The 18,060-nt window shown below is 64.2% G+C and carries 16 protein-coding genes and 1 riboswitch; of the genes, 5 read left to right on the plus strand and 11 right to left on the minus strand.

Annotated elements, in window-relative coordinates; genetic code table 11:
* Positions 1–102: 102 nt before the first annotated feature.
* Positions 103–1,080, minus strand: a complete 978-nt coding sequence (locus ACO2Q4_RS20075; RefSeq protein WP_423321447.1) for an AraC family transcriptional regulator — start codon at positions 1,078–1,080, stop codon at positions 103–105.
* Between the two features lie 80 nt (positions 1,081–1,160).
* On the opposite strand from ACO2Q4_RS20075, the gene ACO2Q4_RS20080 reads away from it, so the two are divergent.
* The gene (locus ACO2Q4_RS20080) at positions 1,161–2,366 is read left to right on the plus strand and encodes an MFS transporter (RefSeq protein WP_423321449.1); all 1,206 of its coding nucleotides are present in this window, start codon (positions 1,161–1,163) and stop codon (positions 2,364–2,366) included.
* Positions 2,367–2,410: 44 nt separating this feature from the next.
* On the opposite strand, the gene ACO2Q4_RS20085 is transcribed toward ACO2Q4_RS20080, so the two are convergent.
* Positions 2,411–2,971, minus strand: a complete 561-nt coding sequence (locus ACO2Q4_RS20085; RefSeq protein WP_423321451.1) for a manganese efflux pump MntP family protein — start codon at positions 2,969–2,971, stop codon at positions 2,411–2,413.
* 5 nt (positions 2,972–2,976) lie between these two features.
* Positions 2,977–3,139: riboswitch (yybP-ykoY riboswitch) on the minus strand.
* 139 nt (positions 3,140–3,278) lie between these two features.
* Between ACO2Q4_RS20085 and ACO2Q4_RS20090 the strand changes: the two genes are divergently transcribed.
* Together ACO2Q4_RS20090 and ACO2Q4_RS20095 are read left to right on the plus strand one after the other, a co-directional pair.
* Positions 3,279–3,842: a helix-turn-helix domain-containing protein gene (locus ACO2Q4_RS20090; protein ID WP_423321453.1), complete on the plus strand. Its 564-nt coding sequence runs from the start codon at positions 3,279–3,281 to the stop codon at positions 3,840–3,842.
* Positions 3,843–3,919: 77 nt separating this feature from the next.
* On the plus strand, positions 3,920–4,447 hold the full coding sequence (locus ACO2Q4_RS20095) for a GNAT family N-acetyltransferase (RefSeq protein WP_423321455.1): 528 nt from the start codon (positions 3,920–3,922) through the stop codon (positions 4,445–4,447).
* Between the two features lie 33 nt (positions 4,448–4,480).
* Here ACO2Q4_RS20095 and ACO2Q4_RS20100 read toward each other — a convergent pair whose 3' ends face one another.
* The 6 genes from ACO2Q4_RS20100 to ACO2Q4_RS20125 are packed head-to-tail and all read right to left on the minus strand — an operon-like array spanning position 4,481 to position 11,124.
* Positions 4,481–5,989 carry a serine hydrolase domain-containing protein gene (locus tag ACO2Q4_RS20100; protein WP_423321457.1) on the minus strand — a complete coding sequence of 503 codons (1,509 nt, stop codon included), beginning with the start codon at positions 5,987–5,989 and terminating at the stop codon, positions 4,481–4,483.
* Positions 5,990–6,002: 13 nt separating this feature from the next.
* Positions 6,003–6,758, minus strand: coding sequence for an ABC transporter ATP-binding protein (locus tag ACO2Q4_RS20105; RefSeq protein WP_423321459.1), 756 nt, complete (start codon positions 6,756–6,758; stop codon positions 6,003–6,005).
* Positions 6,755–7,594, minus strand: coding sequence for an ABC transporter ATP-binding protein (locus ACO2Q4_RS20110; RefSeq protein ID WP_423321461.1), 840 nt, complete (start codon positions 7,592–7,594; stop codon positions 6,755–6,757). The genes ACO2Q4_RS20105 and ACO2Q4_RS20110 overlap by 4 nt, the downstream gene beginning before the upstream one ends.
* 9 nt (positions 7,595–7,603) lie before the next feature.
* The gene (nikC, locus tag ACO2Q4_RS20115) at positions 7,604–8,503 is read right to left on the minus strand and encodes a nickel transporter permease (protein WP_311761118.1); all 900 of its coding nucleotides are present in this window, start codon (positions 8,501–8,503) and stop codon (positions 7,604–7,606) included.
* Between the two features lie 12 nt (positions 8,504–8,515).
* Positions 8,516–9,529: an ABC transporter permease gene (locus tag ACO2Q4_RS20120; protein WP_395135571.1), complete on the minus strand. Its 1,014-nt coding sequence runs from the start codon at positions 9,527–9,529 to the stop codon at positions 8,516–8,518.
* Positions 9,526–11,124 (minus strand): ABC transporter substrate-binding protein, encoded by a 1,599-nt coding sequence (locus ACO2Q4_RS20125; RefSeq protein WP_423321464.1) that lies wholly within the window; start codon positions 11,122–11,124, stop codon positions 9,526–9,528. Before ACO2Q4_RS20125 ends, ACO2Q4_RS20120 begins: the two co-directional genes overlap by 4 nt.
* Before the next feature lie 291 nt (positions 11,125–11,415).
* Here ACO2Q4_RS20125 and ACO2Q4_RS20130 point away from each other — a divergent pair, with 291 nt between their 5' ends.
* Positions 11,416–12,453: a dipeptidase gene (locus tag ACO2Q4_RS20130; RefSeq protein ID WP_423321466.1), complete on the plus strand. Its 1,038-nt coding sequence runs from the start codon at positions 11,416–11,418 to the stop codon at positions 12,451–12,453.
* 62 nt (positions 12,454–12,515) lie between these two features.
* Here the strand turns inward: ACO2Q4_RS20130 and ACO2Q4_RS20135 are convergent, their stop codons facing one another.
* A complete protein-coding gene (locus ACO2Q4_RS20135; RefSeq protein WP_423321468.1) occupies positions 12,516–13,376 on the minus strand; it encodes a D-amino-acid transaminase in 861 nt (286 codons plus the stop codon).
* Between the two features lie 151 nt (positions 13,377–13,527).
* Between ACO2Q4_RS20135 and ACO2Q4_RS20140 the strand changes: the two genes are divergently transcribed.
* A complete protein-coding gene (locus tag ACO2Q4_RS20140; RefSeq protein ID WP_423321470.1) occupies positions 13,528–14,490 on the plus strand; it encodes a LysR family transcriptional regulator in 963 nt (320 codons plus the stop codon).
* Here the strand turns inward: ACO2Q4_RS20140 and ACO2Q4_RS20145 are convergent, their stop codons facing one another.
* On the minus strand, positions 14,491–15,924 hold the full coding sequence (locus tag ACO2Q4_RS20145) for a coniferyl aldehyde dehydrogenase (RefSeq protein WP_423321472.1): 1,434 nt from the start codon (positions 15,922–15,924) through the stop codon (positions 14,491–14,493). It lies immediately after the preceding gene.
* Between the two features lie 166 nt (positions 15,925–16,090).
* A complete protein-coding gene (locus ACO2Q4_RS20150; RefSeq protein WP_423321474.1) occupies positions 16,091–17,842 on the minus strand; it encodes a GMC oxidoreductase in 1,752 nt (583 codons plus the stop codon).
* Positions 17,843–18,060 lie beyond the last annotated feature (218 nt).

Consider the following 18,060-nt stretch of genomic DNA (forward strand, 5'->3'; position numbering starts at 1 on the left):
CCCGATCACGAACCGACATGCCAATCCGGCCGCGGCCGGGCGAGTTTCGGCGGGCCGTGGGGGCTGTGTGCAACTCAAAAGGACAGGGGCCGAAGTCCCGCTTCAGCCCGCCGCTTGAACCAGCGATCTTCGCCGCTGACGACCGGGCGAGACGCCGATCACTCGACGGAAGGCACGGGTGAAGGCCGCCTGCGACCCATAGCCCAGCCTGAAGGCGACATCGGCGACCGAGCTGCCCTCTTGCTCCAGCCATTGGGCCGCGATCCGCATCCGTAACTCGGTCACATAGCGCGAGGGACTGACGCCGACGATCTCGGAGAAACGGTCGGAAAAGACCGAACGGGATGCCCCCATCAGGCCCGCCATGGCCGGAATGTCCCAGTCGCGGCCCGGATCCTTGTGCAGCGCGACCAGAACGCGGGCCAGCCGGGGATCGCGCAGCGCGGTAATCACACCGGACGCGCTGTCGCAGCCGCATTCCACCCATCCCCTGACGATCAGTGCCGAGATGACATCGGCCAGACGCGCCAGCACGCCCGCCGATCCCGGCCGGTCCTGCGCCATCTCGGTCTCCATTGCGGACAGGATGGCGTGCATCTCGGGCTGGCGGTCCAGCAGGGCGCCGACGGTCATCGCCTGGGGCATCAGCCCGACCAGCGGGTGCATGGTCACCAGGTCCAGTTCCATCGCGCCGGTCAGGATGGTCGTGTCGCCTGTCCGGCACGCCTGGGAATCGCAGGCCTTGATCTCGCAAAAGGCGGGGCAGAGCGTTTCGGGCGTGAAGCTGTCGAAATCCCGCGACGTGACGCGCGAACCCGAAAGCAGCTGGTGGGGGTGCCCCCGCGGAATCAGGACGGCGTCCCCCGCCTTCATCAGGCGCGGTGCCATCTGCGGCAGAATCAGCAGCGCCTCTCCCTGGCCGATGAAATGGAACCTGGCGCCGTCATGGGCATGGAAATTGATCCCGAAGGGCGGCGACAACCGCAGCCGCCAGTAGCGCGCGCCGCGCAGCCGCATCCCCAGAAGCAGTTCACTGACGGCATCACGGATTTCCGGCGTTTCGGATTTTCGATCAAACATGCCGGATAAACTGGCATGGTTTGTCCGGCCGATCCAGCCAAATTCAGATCCTTGAAGCCACGGAAAGCAAGGACCGGATCATGGCCACCGATACATCATTGATCGAAACAGATTTTTCAGTCGCCCCGGATGTCGGCGCACCGGATCGTCCTGCCTGGGGTGCGGTCCTTTCCATGTCACTGGGTGTCTTTGCGCTGGTGACGGCCGAGTTCCTGCCCGCAAGCCTGCTGACGCCTCTGGCCGAGGGCTTGCAGATCAGCAAGGGCGCGGCGGGGCAGGCCGTTACTGCAACCGCACTGGTCGCGCTGGTCACCAGCCTGTTCGTGTCGGTTCTGGTGCGGGGCCTGGACCGGCGCTGGGTGCTGATGGGCCTGTCGGTTCTGCTGATCGTATCGAACCTTCTGGTCGCCAGCGCGCCGGGCCTGGGCGTGCTGCTGGTCGGCCGCATCCTGATGGGGATCGCGCTTGGCGGGTTCTGGAGCCTGTCGGTCGCCACCGTGATGCGGCTGGTCCCCGAGGATTCGATTCCCCGCGCATTGGCCATCATGTTCATGGGGGTCTCGGCCGCCACGGTCTTTGCCGTGCCGGTCGGCAGCTATCTTGGCGCTTTGATCGGCTGGCGTGGCGTCTTTGTGGCGGCGACCGGTCTGGCGGTGCTGGCGCTGTTCGTGCAATCAGTCACCCTGCCGCCGCTGCCCGCGCAGGGATCGGCCCGCATGGGCACGCTGTTTCAGGTGCTCGCTCGACCGGGGATCGGCATCGGCATGATCGCGGTGCTTCTGGTCTTTGCCGGTCACTTCACCTTCTTCACCTATATCCGCCCCTTCCTTGAAACAGTGACTGGGGTCGGGATCGATGGCGTGACAGCGATCCTTTTCGGCTTTGGTCTGGCCAACTTTGCAGGCACCTATCTGGTGGCCTTTGTCATCGAACGCTCCTTGCGGCTTGCCCTGATCCTGCTGCCGCTGGTCATGGCGACGCTGGCGCTGCTTCTGACCAGCTTCGGGGGAATCCCGATGATGGATGCCGCGCTGGTTGCGCTTTGGGGGCTGGTCTTTGCCGGGATTCCGGTGTCCTGGTCGACCTGGATCACGCGCTCGATGCCGGATCAGGCAGAGGCAGGGGGCAGCCTGATCGTCGCCGCCATCAACTTCGCCATCGCAAGCGGCGCGGGTCTGGGCGGGGCCTTGCTGGAGGTTTCAGGGCCGCGGGGCGTCTTTCTGGCCAGCGGCCTGATCCTCGCGACCGCCGTCCTGACGATCATCAGTCGCGTCAGGACGAGCTGAGCGATTTCGCGGCCCCCACCGATCGGGGGGCCGCATTGCGCAAATCAAACCGCAGTCAGATGCTCGAACAGGATCAGCGCACCCAGCCCGAACAGGGCACAGCCGCCGACCGCCTCTGCGACCCGGCCAAATCGCTTGCCAAGGAAGCGCCCGGCAAGCATTCCGGTCGAGCTCATCACCATGGTCGCAAGGCCGATGGCGCTGGCGATGATGAAGATGTTCACATCCAGGAAGGCAAGTGAGACCCCGACCGCCATTGCGTCCAACGAGGTGCCGACAGCGGTGCCAATCGTGGTCCAAAGCGAAGATGGGCCGGCTTCTTCCTCGGCATCCCGCGCCCAGGCCTGAAAGACCATGTGGACGCCGACCGCCGCCAGCAGCAGGAAGGCGATCCAGTGATCGACCTGCGCAACATACTGGCTGGCTGCGACTCCGGCGCTCCAACCGATCACGGGGGTGATCGTCTCGACAAGGCCAAAGATCGCACCGGTCCGGATCGCATTGCCAAAACTGGGACGACGCGCCGAGGCACCTTTTCCAACCGAGGCGATGAAGGCGTCGATGGACATCGAGACGGCAAGGACGCCGATGGAAATCGGGGACATGATGTATTCCTCTGGGCTGAACCGAGCGATGGACGGACCCCGCCCGCAGAGTCCCCTCGCCACGGTCTCGCAAAGTCCCAAGGACCGGACACGCCACGCGGAATGTTCCGCGAGTATGTTGACGTGCCTCCACCGTTTCCGGTGTCGCTACTCCCCGATAGGGGCGGGGTAGGTCATACGGAGATTTAAGTCAATAAAAACAATTACTTCTAAATGAGACGCATTTGCACCAACCTATCGGCACTCCTTCGGGCCGAGTGGAAGATGAGGCTTGCCGGATCGCAGGATTGTCTACTATTGTATCACGATGCAGCAGAATGACATCGACATCAGGATTGGCGCGCGCATCCGCGCGGAACGGGAAAGCCGCCATTGGTCCCTGACCGACCTGGCCGAGCGGGCAGGCGTCTCGCGCGCGATGATCCACAAGGTAGAGCGGGGGACCAGCAGCCCGACCGCCAATCTGCTCGGCAAGCTTTCGGGGGCTTTCGGGTTGAGCATGTCGGCCCTGCTGGCGCGCGCCGAAGCAGCGGGCGGTCACCTGATGCGCAGGCTTGATCAGCCTGTCTGGATCGATTCGGAAACCGGCTATATTCGCAGGCAAATTTCGCCCCGCTCGGACCTGCCGCTTGATCTGGTCCAGATAGTCCTGCCCGCAGGAAAGCACGTTCCTATGCCGGCATCTGCCTATGCATTCCAGCGGCAACTGATCTGGGTGCTCGAGGGTGAGTTGGAGTTCGATGAAGGGCCGGTTCGGCATCGCCTGAACGCTGGCGATTGTCTGCAGCTTGGCCCGCCTGCCGATTGCATCTTCCGCAATCCGGGCAAGTTCCCTTGCATCTACGCCGTCACTGTCTTGCGGAATGATTGATGCGGGGCGCCGGGAAACCTTGACCAATCGTCTAACATAGTGGACATTCGGACGGTTTGATGGCGGCGGGACTGACCATGCATATTCGCGATGCGTCCGAGGGTGACCTCGAAGGGATCATGTTGATCTATAACGACGCTGTCGAGCACACGACAGCGATCTGGAACGAAACCCTGGTGGACCTTGCGAACCGGCAAGCCTGGCTCGCAGACCGAGCGCGGGCGGGTTATCCAGTGCTGGTGGCAATGGGCGAGGGGGGCGATGTGCTGGGCTATGCCTCGTTCGGGGACTGGCGCGCCTTCGAGGGTTATCGCCACACGGTCGAACATTCCGTCTATGTCCGCGCCGATCAGCGCGGCGCGGGTCTGGGCCGGGCGCTGATGGAGGCGCTGATCGACCGCGCGCGGGCAATCGGCAAGCATGTCATGGTCGCCGGAATCGAGGCGGGCAATACCGGCTCGATCCGGCTACACGAAAAACTGGGGTTCCAGCAGGTCGGGCTGCTCAGTGAAGTGGGCACGAAATTCGGCGGCTGGCTGGATCTGGCTTTCCTGCAGCTCAGGCTGGACCAGCGCAGGATTCCCGATCCGCCGCCGGGAAAATGACGCGCTCCGGCCCCCGGGGGCCTGCGAAAGCGTTTAGCCGCGCCGGGCGTAACGGATCATCCGTGCGCGCGACAGAACCAGATCGACATGATCCGGCCCGACGCGGTGCAGACAGACGCGCCGGGTCCAGGGGCCGTCAGTCAGCGTAAACAGGAAGCGGCCGCCCCCCAGCGATTGCAACGGCATGGCGCGGCGTTTCGGCCCGGCACCCATGACCACCGCCCCGTCGCGGATCTCCAGCACGGCGCCGAATTCCTCGCAAAGCCAAGCGCCCGCAAGATCCGCGGGAACGAGTTCGGCCTGCGCGGGCAGGAAGCGGGCGGGTGAATGGCCGACCTCGCCCACGACGGCATCGCCCTCCATCCGCAATTCAAGCCGCGAGGTGGGGGACATGCTGTCGACCCCACCGCCGACAACCGGATAAACCGCAACCTCGTCATCAAGGCGTGTGACCGACGCATCGCGAACTTCGATCCAGTCCGCGCCCTCGGCGGCGGCATAAAGGCCGGGGACAAGGTCTGATCCCGCTTCGGGCAGTGTCTCGCCCAGAAGCGCAGCCATCGCCTGCGCCGCCAGCCCCGACCCGTTGGTGTCGTCCCGGTTCGAGACGACCGCGCAGCCGGTCCCGGTTTCGGGATCGAGCAGAAGATAGCTTTTGAAGCCCGGCTGCGAACCGCCATGCCCGACCAGCTCGCGCTGCCCGACCATCTGGCGGCGCATTCCCAACCCATAGCCCGTGGCCCGCCCATCGGCGAGATGGCGGGTCGCCGTCAGCGCAGCAAGGCGTCCGGCAAAGCTGCCTTCTCCCGCCAGAAGCGCCCGGCCCCATTCCGCGAGCGAGCGCCCGCTGCCGATCAGGCTGCCCGCCGCCGAAAGGTGCATCCCCTGCAGACCCATCCGCCAGGACGCGCCGTCGTGCCAATAGCCAGTGGCAAGCCCCGCGACCGGGTCCGTCCACATCTCGGCCGCGAGCATCTGGATGCCCCGACCCTCGCGCAGCTCACGACGCAGGAAATCGTCAAAGAACAGGCCGTGGGCGCGCATCGCCTCTTCCACCAGACGATAGCCGCCGTTCGAGTAATGGACCTCGGTGCCGGTCGGATAGTTCAGGCGTGCCATCCCTTCGTGAAAGGCCAGCAGTTCGGGCGCCGTCGTCTCGCTGAAGATGGAGAGGCCGATCAGGGTCAGGCATTCGCGGGTGTCGGGAATACCGCCCGACATGTCCAGCGCGCGACCCACCGTGACCGGTGCCAGGGCCGGGGCCAGCCGGGGCAGGTGCTTGCCCAGCGGATCGTCAAGCGAGATCACATCGGGATGGGCCAGCACGAAGCTGGCAAAGACATGTTTCGTCACCGAGGCATAGCGCACCACAGTGTCGATCCCGAAAGGGGCAAAGGTCGAAAGGCTTTCGACACCCGCCGCGCGCGATGCGCGCAGGCCGCCCCGATCGAACAGGATGACCGCGCCGCCCGGTTCATCCCCGTCCCAGGCGACCGATGCCAGCAAGGCCGCTTCGGCGGCCGCCCAGTTCAGCACACTCATCCCGTCCGTTTCCCTAGCCTTCGACTTCTTCCAGCGCCACGCTCAGGCGGCGCAGTTCCTGCGTATGGGGATGGTTGACCCGGCCCTCCCGCAGCTCATCGGCCGTGCATTGCTCGACCATCTGACCGCCTTGCATGACGCCCAGGCGATCGCAAAGGTGGCTGATGACCGCAAGGTTGTGGCTGACCATGACATAGGTCAGGCCTCTTTCCTCGCGCAGGTCGGCCAGCAGGTTCAGCACTTCGGCTTGGACCGACACGTCCAGCGCCGAGGTCGGCTCGTCCAGCAGCAGCACCTGCGGTTCCGAGATCAGCGCGCGCGCGATCGCCACGCGCTGCCTTTGCCCACCCGATAGCTGGTGCGGATAGCGGAAGCGCGCGGATTGCGGCAAGGCCACAGCGGACAGCGCCCGGTTGATGCGCCCATCGACATCGCCGATGCGATGGACCAGCAGGATCTCGGACAGGATGCGGTCGATGGTCTGGCGCGGATGCAGGGAACCGAAGGGGTCCTGGAACACCATCTGGACCTTGCGGAAGAATTCCGGCGGACGACGATGCGGAAGCTCTGCCCCGTCGATCAGCATCCGGCCCGACCAGTGTTCGTTCAACCCGGCCAACGCGCGCAGGACCGTGGATTTGCCCGAGCCGGATTCGCCGACGATGCCGAAGCTTTCGCCCCGCGCGACCGAAAAGTTGACGCCCTTGACGACTTCCTGCCCCGAGAATGCGATCCGCAGATCCTGAATGTCGATCATCGGCGCGCTCATCGGGCCTTCTCCTTCAGCCATTCCTCATCCCGCTGCAGCACCGGCAGGCGGCGCTTGGGGTGAAGCAGCGACGGCATCCCGTTCAGCAGACCCCGCGTATAGGGGTGCTGGGCGCGCAGAAGCTCGGATGCGCGCATCTCTTCCATCACCCGCCCCATATACATGACCGACACCCGGTCGCAGAAATGCGAGACCAGCGGCAGGTCGTGACTGATGAGGATCAGGCCCATGCCCCGGCTTTCGACAAGATCGTCGATCAGCTTCAGGATCTCGGCCTGGACCGTGGCATCCAGTGCCGAGGTGGGTTCGTCCGCGATCAGCAGCTGCGGGTCGGGGGCCAGCATCATCGCGATCATCGCGCGCTGCCCCATGCCGCCCGAGATCTCGTGCGGATAGCTGTCGAACACCTTCTTCGGGTCACGGATCTTGACTTGATCCAGCAGGTCCAGAACGGCCTCGCGCACTTGCCTGCGCGATCCGCCCTTGTGCTCGCGCCAGGCCTCGCCGATCTGGGTGCCGATGCTTTTCACCGGGTTCAGCGAATATTTCGGATCCTGAAGGATGAAGCCGACGCGCTTGCCGCGGATCTTGCGCATGTCCTTTTCGCGCGCGGACAGGATATCGGTTTCACCAAGCTGCATCCGATCCGCGGTGACATGGGCGGTCTTCGGCAGAAGCTTCATCAGCGCCCGCGCCGTCAGCGACTTGCCCGAACCGGACTCGCCGACGATCCCCAGCTTTTCGCGCCCCAGCGACAACGAGATGCCGCGCACCGCCTCGGACCGCTTGCCGTCGCGCTCGAAGGCGATGCGGAGGTTCTGGATATCAACCTGCATGTCGCCTCCTCAGTTCTGCTTGGGGTCGAGGACGTCGCGCAGACCGTCGCCGAGAAAATTGAAGGCCAGCGAGGTCAGCAGGATCGCCACCGCGGGCGCAACTGCCACCCACCATTGCTGCAGCATGTATTGCCGCGCCGTCGCGATCATCGCACCCCATTCCGGCGAAGGTGGCTGCGCGCCCATGCCAAGGAAGCCAAGGCTCGCGGCCGTGATGATGATCGAGGACATGTCCAGCGTCACCCGCACGATCAGCGAAGGGATGCACATCGGCGCGATGTGACGCATGACGATCCGCCAGCGCGAGGCGCCGGTCAGACGGCAGGCCGCGATGAAGTCGCTGTTGCGGATGGTCATCGTCTCGGCCCGCGCGATCCGCGCATAGGGCGGCCACGCCGTCAGCGCGATGGCAAGGATGGCGCTTTCGACACCGGGCCGCAGCGCGGCGACGAAAGCCAGCGCCAGGATCAGGCGCGGGAAGGCCAGAAAGACATCGGTCACGCGCATCAGCAGCGCATCGACCTTGCCCCCGAAATAGCCGGCGATGCAGCCGACGGCCAAGCCGATCGGCGCGACCAGCACGACGACCGAAATCACCATCCCCAGCGTGACGCGCCCGCCGTAAAGGATGCGGGACAGGATGTCGCGTCCCAGCTCGTCCGTGCCGAAAAGATGTTCGGCCGCGGGGCGGGCAAGGCGGTTGTCCAGGTTCTGCAGGGCCGGGTCATAAGGAGCCAGCAGTGGTGCGAAGATCGCCAGCAGGATCGCGGCGGCAATGATGGTCAGCCCGATCATCGCCAGGGGGTTGCGCCGCAGCGCAAGCCAGGTGCGATAGCGGCGGCCCCACCCCGCCTGTGCGCGCGAGGTGGGCATGTCGTCCAGCGCCCAGGCGCGGAAATTGCTCAGCATGTTCGTTGGCCCTTATTGAACGCGCGGGTCGAACACGCGGTAGAGAACATCGGCCAGAAGGTTCAGCCCGACATAAATCAGGCCGATCAGCAGCGTCGCCCCGATGACCGGGTTCATGTCCGCGTTCAGCAGCGAGATGGTCAGATACTGGCCCAGACCCGGCCATGCGAACACGGTCTCGGTCACGACTGCGCCTTCCAGCAGACCGGCATAGGTCAGCGCAATCACGGTGATCAGCTGGACCGCGACGGTCGGGAAGGCATGGCCGAAGATCACGCGTGTCATCGACAGCCCCTTGGCGCGGGCCGCGACGATGAATTCTCCCTTCAGCGCATCAAGCATGAAGGCGCGCGTCATCCGGGTGATATAGGCCATCGAAAAATAGCTGAGCACCGTCACTGGCAGCACCAGATGCGCCAAGGCATCGCGGAACGCATCCATGTCCCGCGCCAGCAGCGCATCGACGGTCAGGAACCCAGTGACGCTGGGCAGCATGTCCTGGAAGATGATGTCCTGTCGGCCCGGTCCCGGCGCGATGCCAAGCGCGGCATAGAAAATCAGAAGCGCCAGCAGCGCCAGCACGAAGACCGGGATCGAGTGCCCGGCAAGGCAGAGGACACGGATGACCTGATCGACGACTGACCCCTGCTTCACCGCCGAAAGGATGCCAAGCGGCACGCCGATGACGACGGCGATGATCAACGCATAGGTCGCCAGCTCCATTGTCGCGGGGAAGTAATGCGCGATGTCGGTCGTGACCGGGTTCTGCGTCAGGATCGACTTGCCGAAATCGCCGTGCAGGAGTTGCCAGATATAGTGGCCGAACTGGACGATCAGGGGCTGGTCCAGCCCCATCTCGACGCGCACGCGCTCGATCACGGCTTCGGGCGCATTGTCGCCCACCGCCGCGATCACGGGATCGACCGGCATCACCCGCCCGATCATGAAGGTGACGACAGCCAGCCCGAACAGCGTCGCAAGGACGCTGCCGAGCAGGCTGCCCGCAGTTTTCAGTGTTCTGCTCACGCCTTGGTGGTTCCCGCATAGGAGTTGCTGTCGGGAAGCGTTCCCAGCAGCACGCCGGTCACGTCCGGGCGGCACGCTGCCGTCACCGAGCCCTGCATCATGATCGCGAAGGGGCTGTTCTCCCTGTAGAACTTCTGAAGTTCCAGATACTTCTCGACGCGCTTGGCCGGATCGGCCTCGTCACGAGCCGAGATCGCCATCTCGGCGATCTTGTCGTCCTGGAAATGCGAACGCCAGGCGAAGGGCTTGGTCGCGGCACCGTCCGAGTTGTCCGTGTTGATGCAGAAGACATCGGCGTTCGAGTTCGGATCGAAGTAGTCCGTGCCCCAGGCCGACAGCGCCATCTCGTGCTCGCGCGCCCGCATCTTGGTCAGGACCTGGCGGTTTTCTGCGGCCAGCAGCGTGACCTTGATGCCGATCTCGGCCAGGTTGGCCTGAACGGTCTGGGCGATTGCCGGGTGCGGCTGCGCCGAATAGTGGTCCATCTTGATTTCGAAGCCCTCGGGGAAGCCGGCCTCGGCCAGCAGCGCCTTGGCCTTGGCGACGTCCTTCTGGAACGGGTTGTCCTTCAGTGCGCCCGGCAGACCGTCGGGAATGATCGACTGATGGACCTCGTGGGTCATCGGCAGGATGTTTCTCTGGATGCCGTCATAGTCGAGCGCCCATTTCACCGCTTCCCAGACCTTCGGGTTCTTCAGCTTCTCGTTCGAGACGTTCAGCGAGATCAGGTTCAGCGAGGCGGTGGACTTGCGCACCAGCACGACCGAAGGATCGTCCTTCAGCGTCTTCAACTGCTCGCTCGTCAGGTTGCGCGCGATATCCACGTCGCCTTTCTGCAGCATCAGAAGCTGGGCCGAGGGATCGACGATATGGCGCAGGATCACCCGCTTCAGGTCGCCCTTGTAGTCGCCGTTCGGGTTGACCTGCAGCGAGACGGTGTCGCTGGGACGCCAGACCTGAAGCACGAATTCGCCCGAACCGGCCGAGTTCTTCTGCAGCCAGGCATTGCCCCAGTCGTCGCCCTGGGCATTGGCCATGACCACGGCCTTTTCGACGATCGAGCCGACGTTGGCCGACAGGCAGTAAAGCAGGAAGGCGATCGAGGTCGGCGCGGCGGTGGTCAGCACCAGCGTCTGCGCGTCGGTTGCCTTGATCATCTCGGCGGCGTTTTCGGCGTTCCAGCCGAACTGGGTGATGATGAAGGCCGGGCCCTTGTTCATCGACACGCAGCGCTGCAGCGACCAGGCGCAATCCTCGGCGGTCAGGTCGCCGCCAGACGAGAACTTGATGCCCGACTTGATCTTGAAGGTGAAGGTCTTGCCGTCCTCGCTGGCGGTCCAGCTTTCCGCGATCTTGGGGTCGACCTTGTTCGGATCGTCAAGGTTCGGATGAACCAGCTTGTGATACATGTTGCCGCAGATTTCCGAGCCGATGGCCTCGAAACTTTCATGCGGGTCAAGGCTCGTCATGTTGTCGAGTTGCTGCGCGGCGACCAGCACGCTTTTGGGGTTTGCGGCGAAGGCCGTGCCGAGCGACAGATAGGACACTGCCGGGAATGCAGCGGCCCCGACAAGGAAATGACGTCTGGAAAGCATGGTTGAATCCCTAAGTTCACGGACCGTTCGAATGGACGAAGTGGGGTCCAGACACCGGTTCTTCTGACGAGTCAAGACAGCGGCATCGCACGGATCCGCTACGGGACGCGCGGTAACATGTCGCTTTTGCCCCCTGCCAATGCCAATTCCGCCTTGGATCAGTCTGCATTTGCATAGTATTTTCAGATCAATAGGTTACAATGACGCACCTGCACTGACGCTGCGAATTCCGCGGTTGCGCCGAAGCGGCCGGAGGTCGAGTAACGCCCCACTATCCGTGGGAGAACAGAGATGACCGACCTTTCCGACAGCGCCGTTTTCGACGGCCATAACGATGTTCTGCTGCGGTTGTGGCGTAGTGGCGGCCCCGACGCGGCCCGCAGGTTCATCGACGGAGAAGAGGTGGGTCACATCGATCTTCCCCGCGCCCGCAAGGGCAATCTCGCCGGCGGACTTTGCGCGATCTACGTCCCTTCCGAGCGGGTTCTGGACTCGGATGGCAACTGGCCGACCCCGTCCCGGCAGGAAGCGCTGGAGGTCACGACCGCGATGGCCGGGCTGCTGGTCCGCATCGAGCGCGAGTCCAGGGGCGGGCTGAAGCTTTGCCGCTCGGCCGCCGATATCCGGGAAGCGATGAACACGGGCGCCTTTGCCTCGGTCTTCCACATCGAGGGGGTCGAGGCAATCGGCGCCGATCTGGACCTGCTCTACCTGCTGCACAATGCCGGGCTGCGCTCGATCGGGCCGGTCTGGAGCCGTCCGAACATCTTCGCCTTCGGCGTGCCCTTCCGCTTCCCCTCGACGCCCGAGATCGGGCCGGGGCTCAGCGCGCATGGCAAGGCCCTGATCCGTGCCTGCAACGAGTTGAAGATCATGGTCGACCTGTCGCACATGAACGATGCCGGCTTCTGGGACATCGCCAAAATCTCGGACGCGCCGCTGGTCGCGTCCCATTCGAATGCCCACGCGATCTGCCCGCACAGCCGCAACGTGACCGACCGTCAACTTGACGCGATCAAGGATACCGGCGGCCTTGTCGGGATCAACTTCGGGGTCATGTTCCTGAACCCGACGGGTGAGCGAGACCTTTCCCTGCCGCTTGAGCAGATCGTTCGTCATGTCGACTATATCGTCGATCGCATTGGCATCGACCACGTGGCGCTTGGTTCGGATTTCGACGGCACCACCATTCCCGCCGCGATCCGGGACGCCGCAGACCTTCCGAAACTGACCGACGTGCTGGCGCAGGGCGGATACCAGGGCGCGGACCTGGCGAAGATCACCCACGGCAACTGGATCCGGGTGCTGGAACGGACCTGGGGCGCATAAGCCGTCCCAAGACAACAAAAAGGGGCCAACCGGCCCCTTTTTCCAGTCCCCGCCGGAAGGGTTCAGATCACCTTTTCGCAGGCCCGCGCCGCGGCAAGATAGATCTCTTGCAGATGGCGCGTCACCGGGCCCGGCTGTCCGTCACCGATCACGCTGTCGCCCAGTTTCACCACCGGGATGACAAGGCTTGACGCGCTGGTCAGAAACGCCTCGGCGGCGTTCTGCGCCTCGGCGATGGTGAAGGGGCGTTCCTCGATGGCAAGCCCGCGCTGTTCGGCAAGGTCCAGCACCGCGCGCCGGGTGCAGCCGGGCAGGATGGCATGGGAATTCTGCCGGGTGACGACGGTGCCCGACTTGGTCAGGATGAAGGCGGTCGAAGACGCGCCCTCGGTGATGCAGCCATCCTCGTGCAGCCAGACATCGGAAAACCCGTCCGCCCGGGCCGCGACCTTGGCGATGACCTGGCCCAGCAGCATGACCGTCTTGATGTCGCGTCGTTCCCAGCGCGGATCGTTCATCAGCGCAACCGCAATGCCGTCCCGCTGCGCCGGGGTGTCATAAAGCTTGGCCGGCTGGGTGAAGGCCACGAAGGTCGGGCTCAGCCCCGCCGCCGGATGGAAGTTGCGCTCGGCCTCGCCACGAGAGACCTGAAGATAGACGGTCCCGTCCGTCATCTGGTTGCGGCGGATCAGTTCGATCTGCATTTCGCGCACGTTTTCGAGAGGCATCGGCAGCGGAATGCCAAGTTCCGCCAGCGAGCGCGCAAAGCGGGCAAGGTGAAGCCCGTTGTCGATCAGGTGCCCGTCGACCAGCGCCGTGACCTCATAGATCGCGTCGCCGAACAGGAAGCCCCGATCCATGACCGAGATTTTCGCCTGATCTTCAGGGACATAGGAACCGTTCAGAAAAATGTGCCGCGTCATATCCATCGCCTGCATGAAATTCGGCGGGAAGCTAGTCCCGGCACAGTGAAATGGCCAATGCCGGTTTGTTCCGAAGTTAGACCGGATTTGCATAGGGCTGGCCCCTGACCGGCTGCGGGACTAAGACCCCCGCGGACATGAAGGGAACGACATGGAACTCAAATGGCTCGAGGATTTCGTCATGCTGACAAGCACGGCCAGCTTCTCGCGCGCGGCCGAGGCCCGGCATATCACGCAATCCGCCTTCAGCCGCCGGATCAAGCAGCTTGAATCCTGGCTGGGCACGCCGCTGATCAACCGCGCCAGTATCCCGGCCGAACTGACGCCCGAGGGTAAGGCCTTCCTGCCCGTGGCGCAGGATGCGATCCGCACCTTCTATGCGACCCGCGATACCCTGCGTCCCGCCCATAGCGGACGCCAGCGCGTGCTGAACCTTGCCGCGCTGCATACGCTGACCGTGACCCTTCTGCCCGATCTGCTAAGGCGGATCGGCACCGCCCTGCCGGGCGTTCCATCAAAGGTCATACCCGATCGTGGCGGAATCGAGGCCAATCTTGAGGCGCTGGTCAGCGGGGAGGCCGACCTTTTCCTCAGCTATGCCCATCCTTACGTGCCGATGCTGCTTGACCCGGACGAGTTCGACTGGATCACACTTGGCCGGGAAATGGTCCTGCCGGTCGTCGCGCCCGTGCTGGATGGCCGCATTGAGCCGACGGGGCCGAACGTGATCGAACGGTCGCTCCAGGACAGGTTCGACATCCCCTATCTGGATTATGGCCGCAGCTCGTTCTTCGGAACCGCCCTGCAACGGCTGATGGCGCAGCACCCGTTCCGACGCAAGACCGTGCACGAGAACTCGATCAGCGTCGGCCTGCGGATGCTGGCTTTGCAGGGCTGGGGCATGTGCTGGCTGCCTGAAAGCCTTGTTCGCGATGATCTGGACGCGGGGCGGCTGATCCTTGGCTCGGACGCCCCGCACTGGCGGCTGGAGGTCGAGATCAGGCTGTACAGCTATCGCGGCGAAGAACGCGGCCGCAGCCACCCGGTCTGGGACCGGATTGTTGGCGCGTTGCAGGAACCGGCACCCCAGAGGGCCTTGCCCCCCGCCGCGTGATCAGCGGCGACGGGCAAGGATCTTCGACACGGTCCGCGCAAGTCCGCCCCAGGGCGGGCCAAGTTTCTCAAAGACATTGATGAAGCCGATCTTCAGCACCGAACGCGCGTGGCTGAACCGGATGAACCCGTCGCGCCCGTGATAACCGCCGATCCCGCTGGGGCCGACACCGCCAAAGGCCATGCCGTCCTGCGCGGCGTGAAGCAGCGTGCCATTCAGCGTGACCCCGCCCGAAATCGCGCCATCGACGATCTTTTCCAGCGTTTCGCGCTGATGACTGAAGGCGTAAAGCGCCAGCGGCCGATCGCGGCGGTTGATGAAGGCCAGAGCCTCGTCCAGACTGTCATAGCCGATCACGGGCAGGACCGGCCCAAAGATTTCCTCGCGCATCAGCACCCCGTTTTCCGGCGCTCCGATGACGACCGTGGGCGCAACCTTGCGCACGGCCGCGACACCGTCATCCCTGGCGGAAAGCACCGTCGCCCCGGCCGCGCGTGCCTCGTCCACGGCGCCGACCAGCCGGCTGTAATGCCGGTCGCTGATGATCGAGGTGTAATCGCCATTTCCCGACAGTGTCGGATAGAACTTGCCGACCGCCGCTATCACGGCCTTGCCGAAGGCCTCGACCTTTGAGCTGGGGACCAGCGCGTAATCGGGGGCGATGCAGGTCTGGCCGGCATTCAGGAACTTGCCGAAGGCCACGCTTTTCGCGACCTTCGCGACATCCACGTCGTCGCAGACGATCGCCGGGGACTTGCCGCCCAGTTCAAGCGTAACGGGGGTCAGGTTGGCGGCGGCGGCCAGCATGACCTTGCGGCCGACGCCGGTCGAGCCGGTGAACACCAGATGGTCGAAAGGCAGTTCCGAAAACGCCTGCGCGACTTCGACCCCGCCGGTCACGACGCGGATCTCATCCTCGGAAAATGTGTCGGCAATGGTTCGGGCAAGCAGGTCCGAAAAGCGCGGCGTCAACTCGGACGGCTTGATCATGGCGCGGTTTCCGGCCGCGATCACATCGACCAGCGGGCCGAGCGACAGGAACAGGGGATAGTTCCAGGGCGAAATGATGCCGACCACACCCAGCGGTTCATGACGCACCCAGGCCTTGGCCGGCTGGAATGCCACGTCGACATGCCGCTTTTCGGGGCGCATCCAGTGGGTAAGACCCTTGCGGGCGCAGCGGATGCCATTCAGAACCAGCCCGATTTCCAGCATCCGGGTTTCGTCAGCCGAGCGGTTGCCGAAGTCGCTGGAAATCGCGGCGACAAAGGCGGCCTCGTTGGCGACCAGCATCTGCCGCAACTTCTCCAGCCGCGATTTCCGCGCCTGCAGCGTCGGCGCAATGCCGCCGCGGGTCACGCTGTGCTGCAGGTCAAAAATCCGGTGCAGATCGGCAAGGCCGTCCTGATGCTGGGTGACAATCTGCGTATCCATCATCTTCTTCGCTTTCTGTCGCTATCATAGGACGGCCTGCATTTCGGGCCGCGGGATGATCGTGGGGCTGACCCGCGCCATCTGCCGGGTCGGGGAATGGATCGATGCGCTTGCCAGCAGCCATAGGGGCCCATCCGACAATTCTAGCACATCGGCGAGCACGGCGTTATGCGCCGGGGTCGCGCGTGTCTTGGGAAGACGCATCCGCCATCTCGCCGCGGGGCGGGATGAAGGTCATCGCCCGCTCGGCAAGGGCCGTGATCGTCAGGCTGGGATTCACACCCAGGTTCGCCGACAGCATCGAGCCGTCGATCACATAGAGATTGCGATAGTTGAAGACCCGGTTCTGGTGGTCGATCACCCCGCGATCTGGCGTAGCCGCCATGCCGCATCCGCCCATGCAATGCGCGGTCATCGGCACGTTGAACAGGATCTCGCTCATCGAACTGAGGCCGACCCCGCCAGTCGCCTCGGCCGCCCTTGCGGTGAAGGCATTGGCCTGCGGAATGAAGGTCGGGATCGGATCGCCATGCGAGGTCAGCTTGCTGCGGAAAGGCCAGTACCACGGGCGCTTCCATTTCATGTCCAGATGCCCGTCCAGCGTTTGCATGACCAGAAACAGCACCGTCTCGTTCGAGAAGCGATAGGGCAGGATGCTGCGCAACGCCGCCATCGGGCGCGTGACCAGCAGCTTGCCCATCGCAGACAGCCATGACAGCGGCCGCGTCGCGCCGGGGCGACCGCCGGTCAGGACCGTAAACAGGCTGCTCATCAGGTTCGATCCCGCCGGATAGCGCACGGCCTCGATATGGGTGTGGTCGTCGATATAGATGCCCGATCCGATGGCGACGCCCGTGGACAGGTCTTCCTTGCTGCCGGGATAGCGGATGCCCAGCAGGGACTCGGCATTGGTCCGAACCCGCTTGCCCAGGCTGTCGGGAAGCTTCGGCAGCGAACCTTTTTCCTTCAGGCTGAACAGCAATGACTGGCTGCCAAGGGACGAGGCGGCGATGATCACGTTGCGCGCCCGCCATGTCCGCTGGGGACCGCCGCCCCATGTCGGCTCCGAGATCACGTCATACCCAGCCGCGCCGTCGGCCGCGCCACCAATCGGGCGGATGTCGACGACACGCGTTTCGGCATGGACCTTGGCACCCCGCTTTTCGGCAAGATAAAGATAGTTCTTGTCCAGCGTGTTCTTGGCGTCATGACGGCAACCGACCATGCAGCCGCCGCAGCCATTGCAGGATTTGCGCGCCGGACCTTCGCCGCCGAAATAGGGGTCGGGATATTCCTTGCCCCCGGTCGCGTCATCGGCATCGCCGAAAAAGACACCGACATCGGTCAGGTAAAAGGTCTCGGCCCCGCCAGCCTTTTCGGCCATCTCGCGCAGCTTCCAGTCCGCCGCATCCGGACGCTTGTTGCGGGTGACGCCAAGCATGTGCTTCGCGGTCGCATAATGCCGGGGCATCACCTTGTCCCAGTCATCCAGCCCCGCCCAATCGCCGTCCTTCCAGACCGTGTCGGGCGGCACCAGCAGCGTCTGGGCATAGGTGATCGAACCACCACCGACCGCGTTGCCGTGCAGGATCAGCACATGCTTGAACAGGGCAAGGTTCAGGAAGCCCTTCAGCCTCAGGCCCGGTCGCCAGAGATAGTCCCAGAATTTCCAGTTGGTCGAGGGAAGGTTGTCCGGCGTCCAGCGCCGCCCCTGTTCCAGCACGGCCACGTCATAGCCCTTTTCGGTCAGGCGACAGGCCGAAACCGATCCACCGAAACCGGACCCGACGATCAGATAGTCGCAGTCATAGGCATCCTGCGACTGCCGGTCCGGCGCAATCCAATCCATGCGCTGGCCAGTCGCGCCGGCCTGCACGCCACAATTGGACAGCGCCGCGTCATGCGGCAGATCAGGCATCGACCCGTTTCCGGTTCCCATCAGAACACCTCGTGGTTCCCAATTCGGCCACTCCACTCAATCCGCAGAACACGGATGCGGGCGCCTTCACGACACCCGGCGGGATAGCCCAAGGCCCGGAGTTATGATGAGGATTGCGGGATAGGACAGCGCCCCGCCAACTGTCGTTGCGTAATTTTGCTGCAAAGCAAATTACTTGGCACGGAAACGAATCCTGA

This window comes from Paracoccus sp. KR1-242 (assembly GCF_049446195.1).
GTDB classification, from domain to species: Bacteria; Pseudomonadota; Alphaproteobacteria; order Rhodobacterales; family Rhodobacteraceae; genus Paracoccus; species Paracoccus broussonetiae.

Bases quoted from the DNA above. Each gene is read 5' to 3' on its own strand.
- ACO2Q4_RS20100 (WP_423321457.1), bottom strand. From the start codon at position 5,989: ATGAGTGTGCTGAACTGGGCGGCCGCCGAAGCGGCCTTGCTGGCATCG.
- ACO2Q4_RS20150 (WP_423321474.1), bottom strand. From the start codon at position 17,842: ATGCCTGATCTGCCGCATGACGCGGCGCTGTCCAATTGTGGCGTGCAG.
- ACO2Q4_RS20075 (WP_423321447.1), bottom strand. From the start codon at position 1,080: ATGTTTGATCGAAAATCCGAAACGCCGGAAATCCGTGATGCCGTCAGT.
- ACO2Q4_RS20080 (WP_423321449.1), top strand. From the start codon at position 1,161: ATGGCCACCGATACATCATTGATCGAAACAGATTTTTCAGTCGCCCCG.
- ACO2Q4_RS20095 (WP_423321455.1), top strand. From the start codon at position 3,920: ATGCATATTCGCGATGCGTCCGAGGGTGACCTCGAAGGGATCATGTTG.
- ACO2Q4_RS20090 (WP_423321453.1), top strand. From the start codon at position 3,279: ATGCAGCAGAATGACATCGACATCAGGATTGGCGCGCGCATCCGCGCG.
- ACO2Q4_RS20135 (WP_423321468.1), bottom strand. From the start codon at position 13,376: ATGACGCGGCACATTTTTCTGAACGGTTCCTATGTCCCTGAAGATCAG.
- ACO2Q4_RS20140 (WP_423321470.1), top strand. From the start codon at position 13,528: ATGGAACTCAAATGGCTCGAGGATTTCGTCATGCTGACAAGCACGGCC.
- ACO2Q4_RS20145 (WP_423321472.1), bottom strand. From the start codon at position 15,924: ATGGATACGCAGATTGTCACCCAGCATCAGGACGGCCTTGCCGATCTG.
- ACO2Q4_RS20125 (WP_423321464.1), bottom strand. From the start codon at position 11,124: ATGCTTTCCAGACGTCATTTCCTTGTCGGGGCCGCTGCATTCCCGGCA.
- ACO2Q4_RS20130 (WP_423321466.1), top strand. From the start codon at position 11,416: ATGACCGACCTTTCCGACAGCGCCGTTTTCGACGGCCATAACGATGTT.
- ACO2Q4_RS20105 (WP_423321459.1), bottom strand. From the start codon at position 6,758: ATGAGCGCGCCGATGATCGACATTCAGGATCTGCGGATCGCATTCTCG.
- nikC (WP_311761118.1), bottom strand. From the start codon at position 8,503: ATGCTGAGCAATTTCCGCGCCTGGGCGCTGGACGACATGCCCACCTCG.
- ACO2Q4_RS20110 (WP_423321461.1), bottom strand. From the start codon at position 7,594: ATGCAGGTTGATATCCAGAACCTCCGCATCGCCTTCGAGCGCGACGGC.
- ACO2Q4_RS20085 (WP_423321451.1), bottom strand. From the start codon at position 2,971: ATGTCCCCGATTTCCATCGGCGTCCTTGCCGTCTCGATGTCCATCGAC.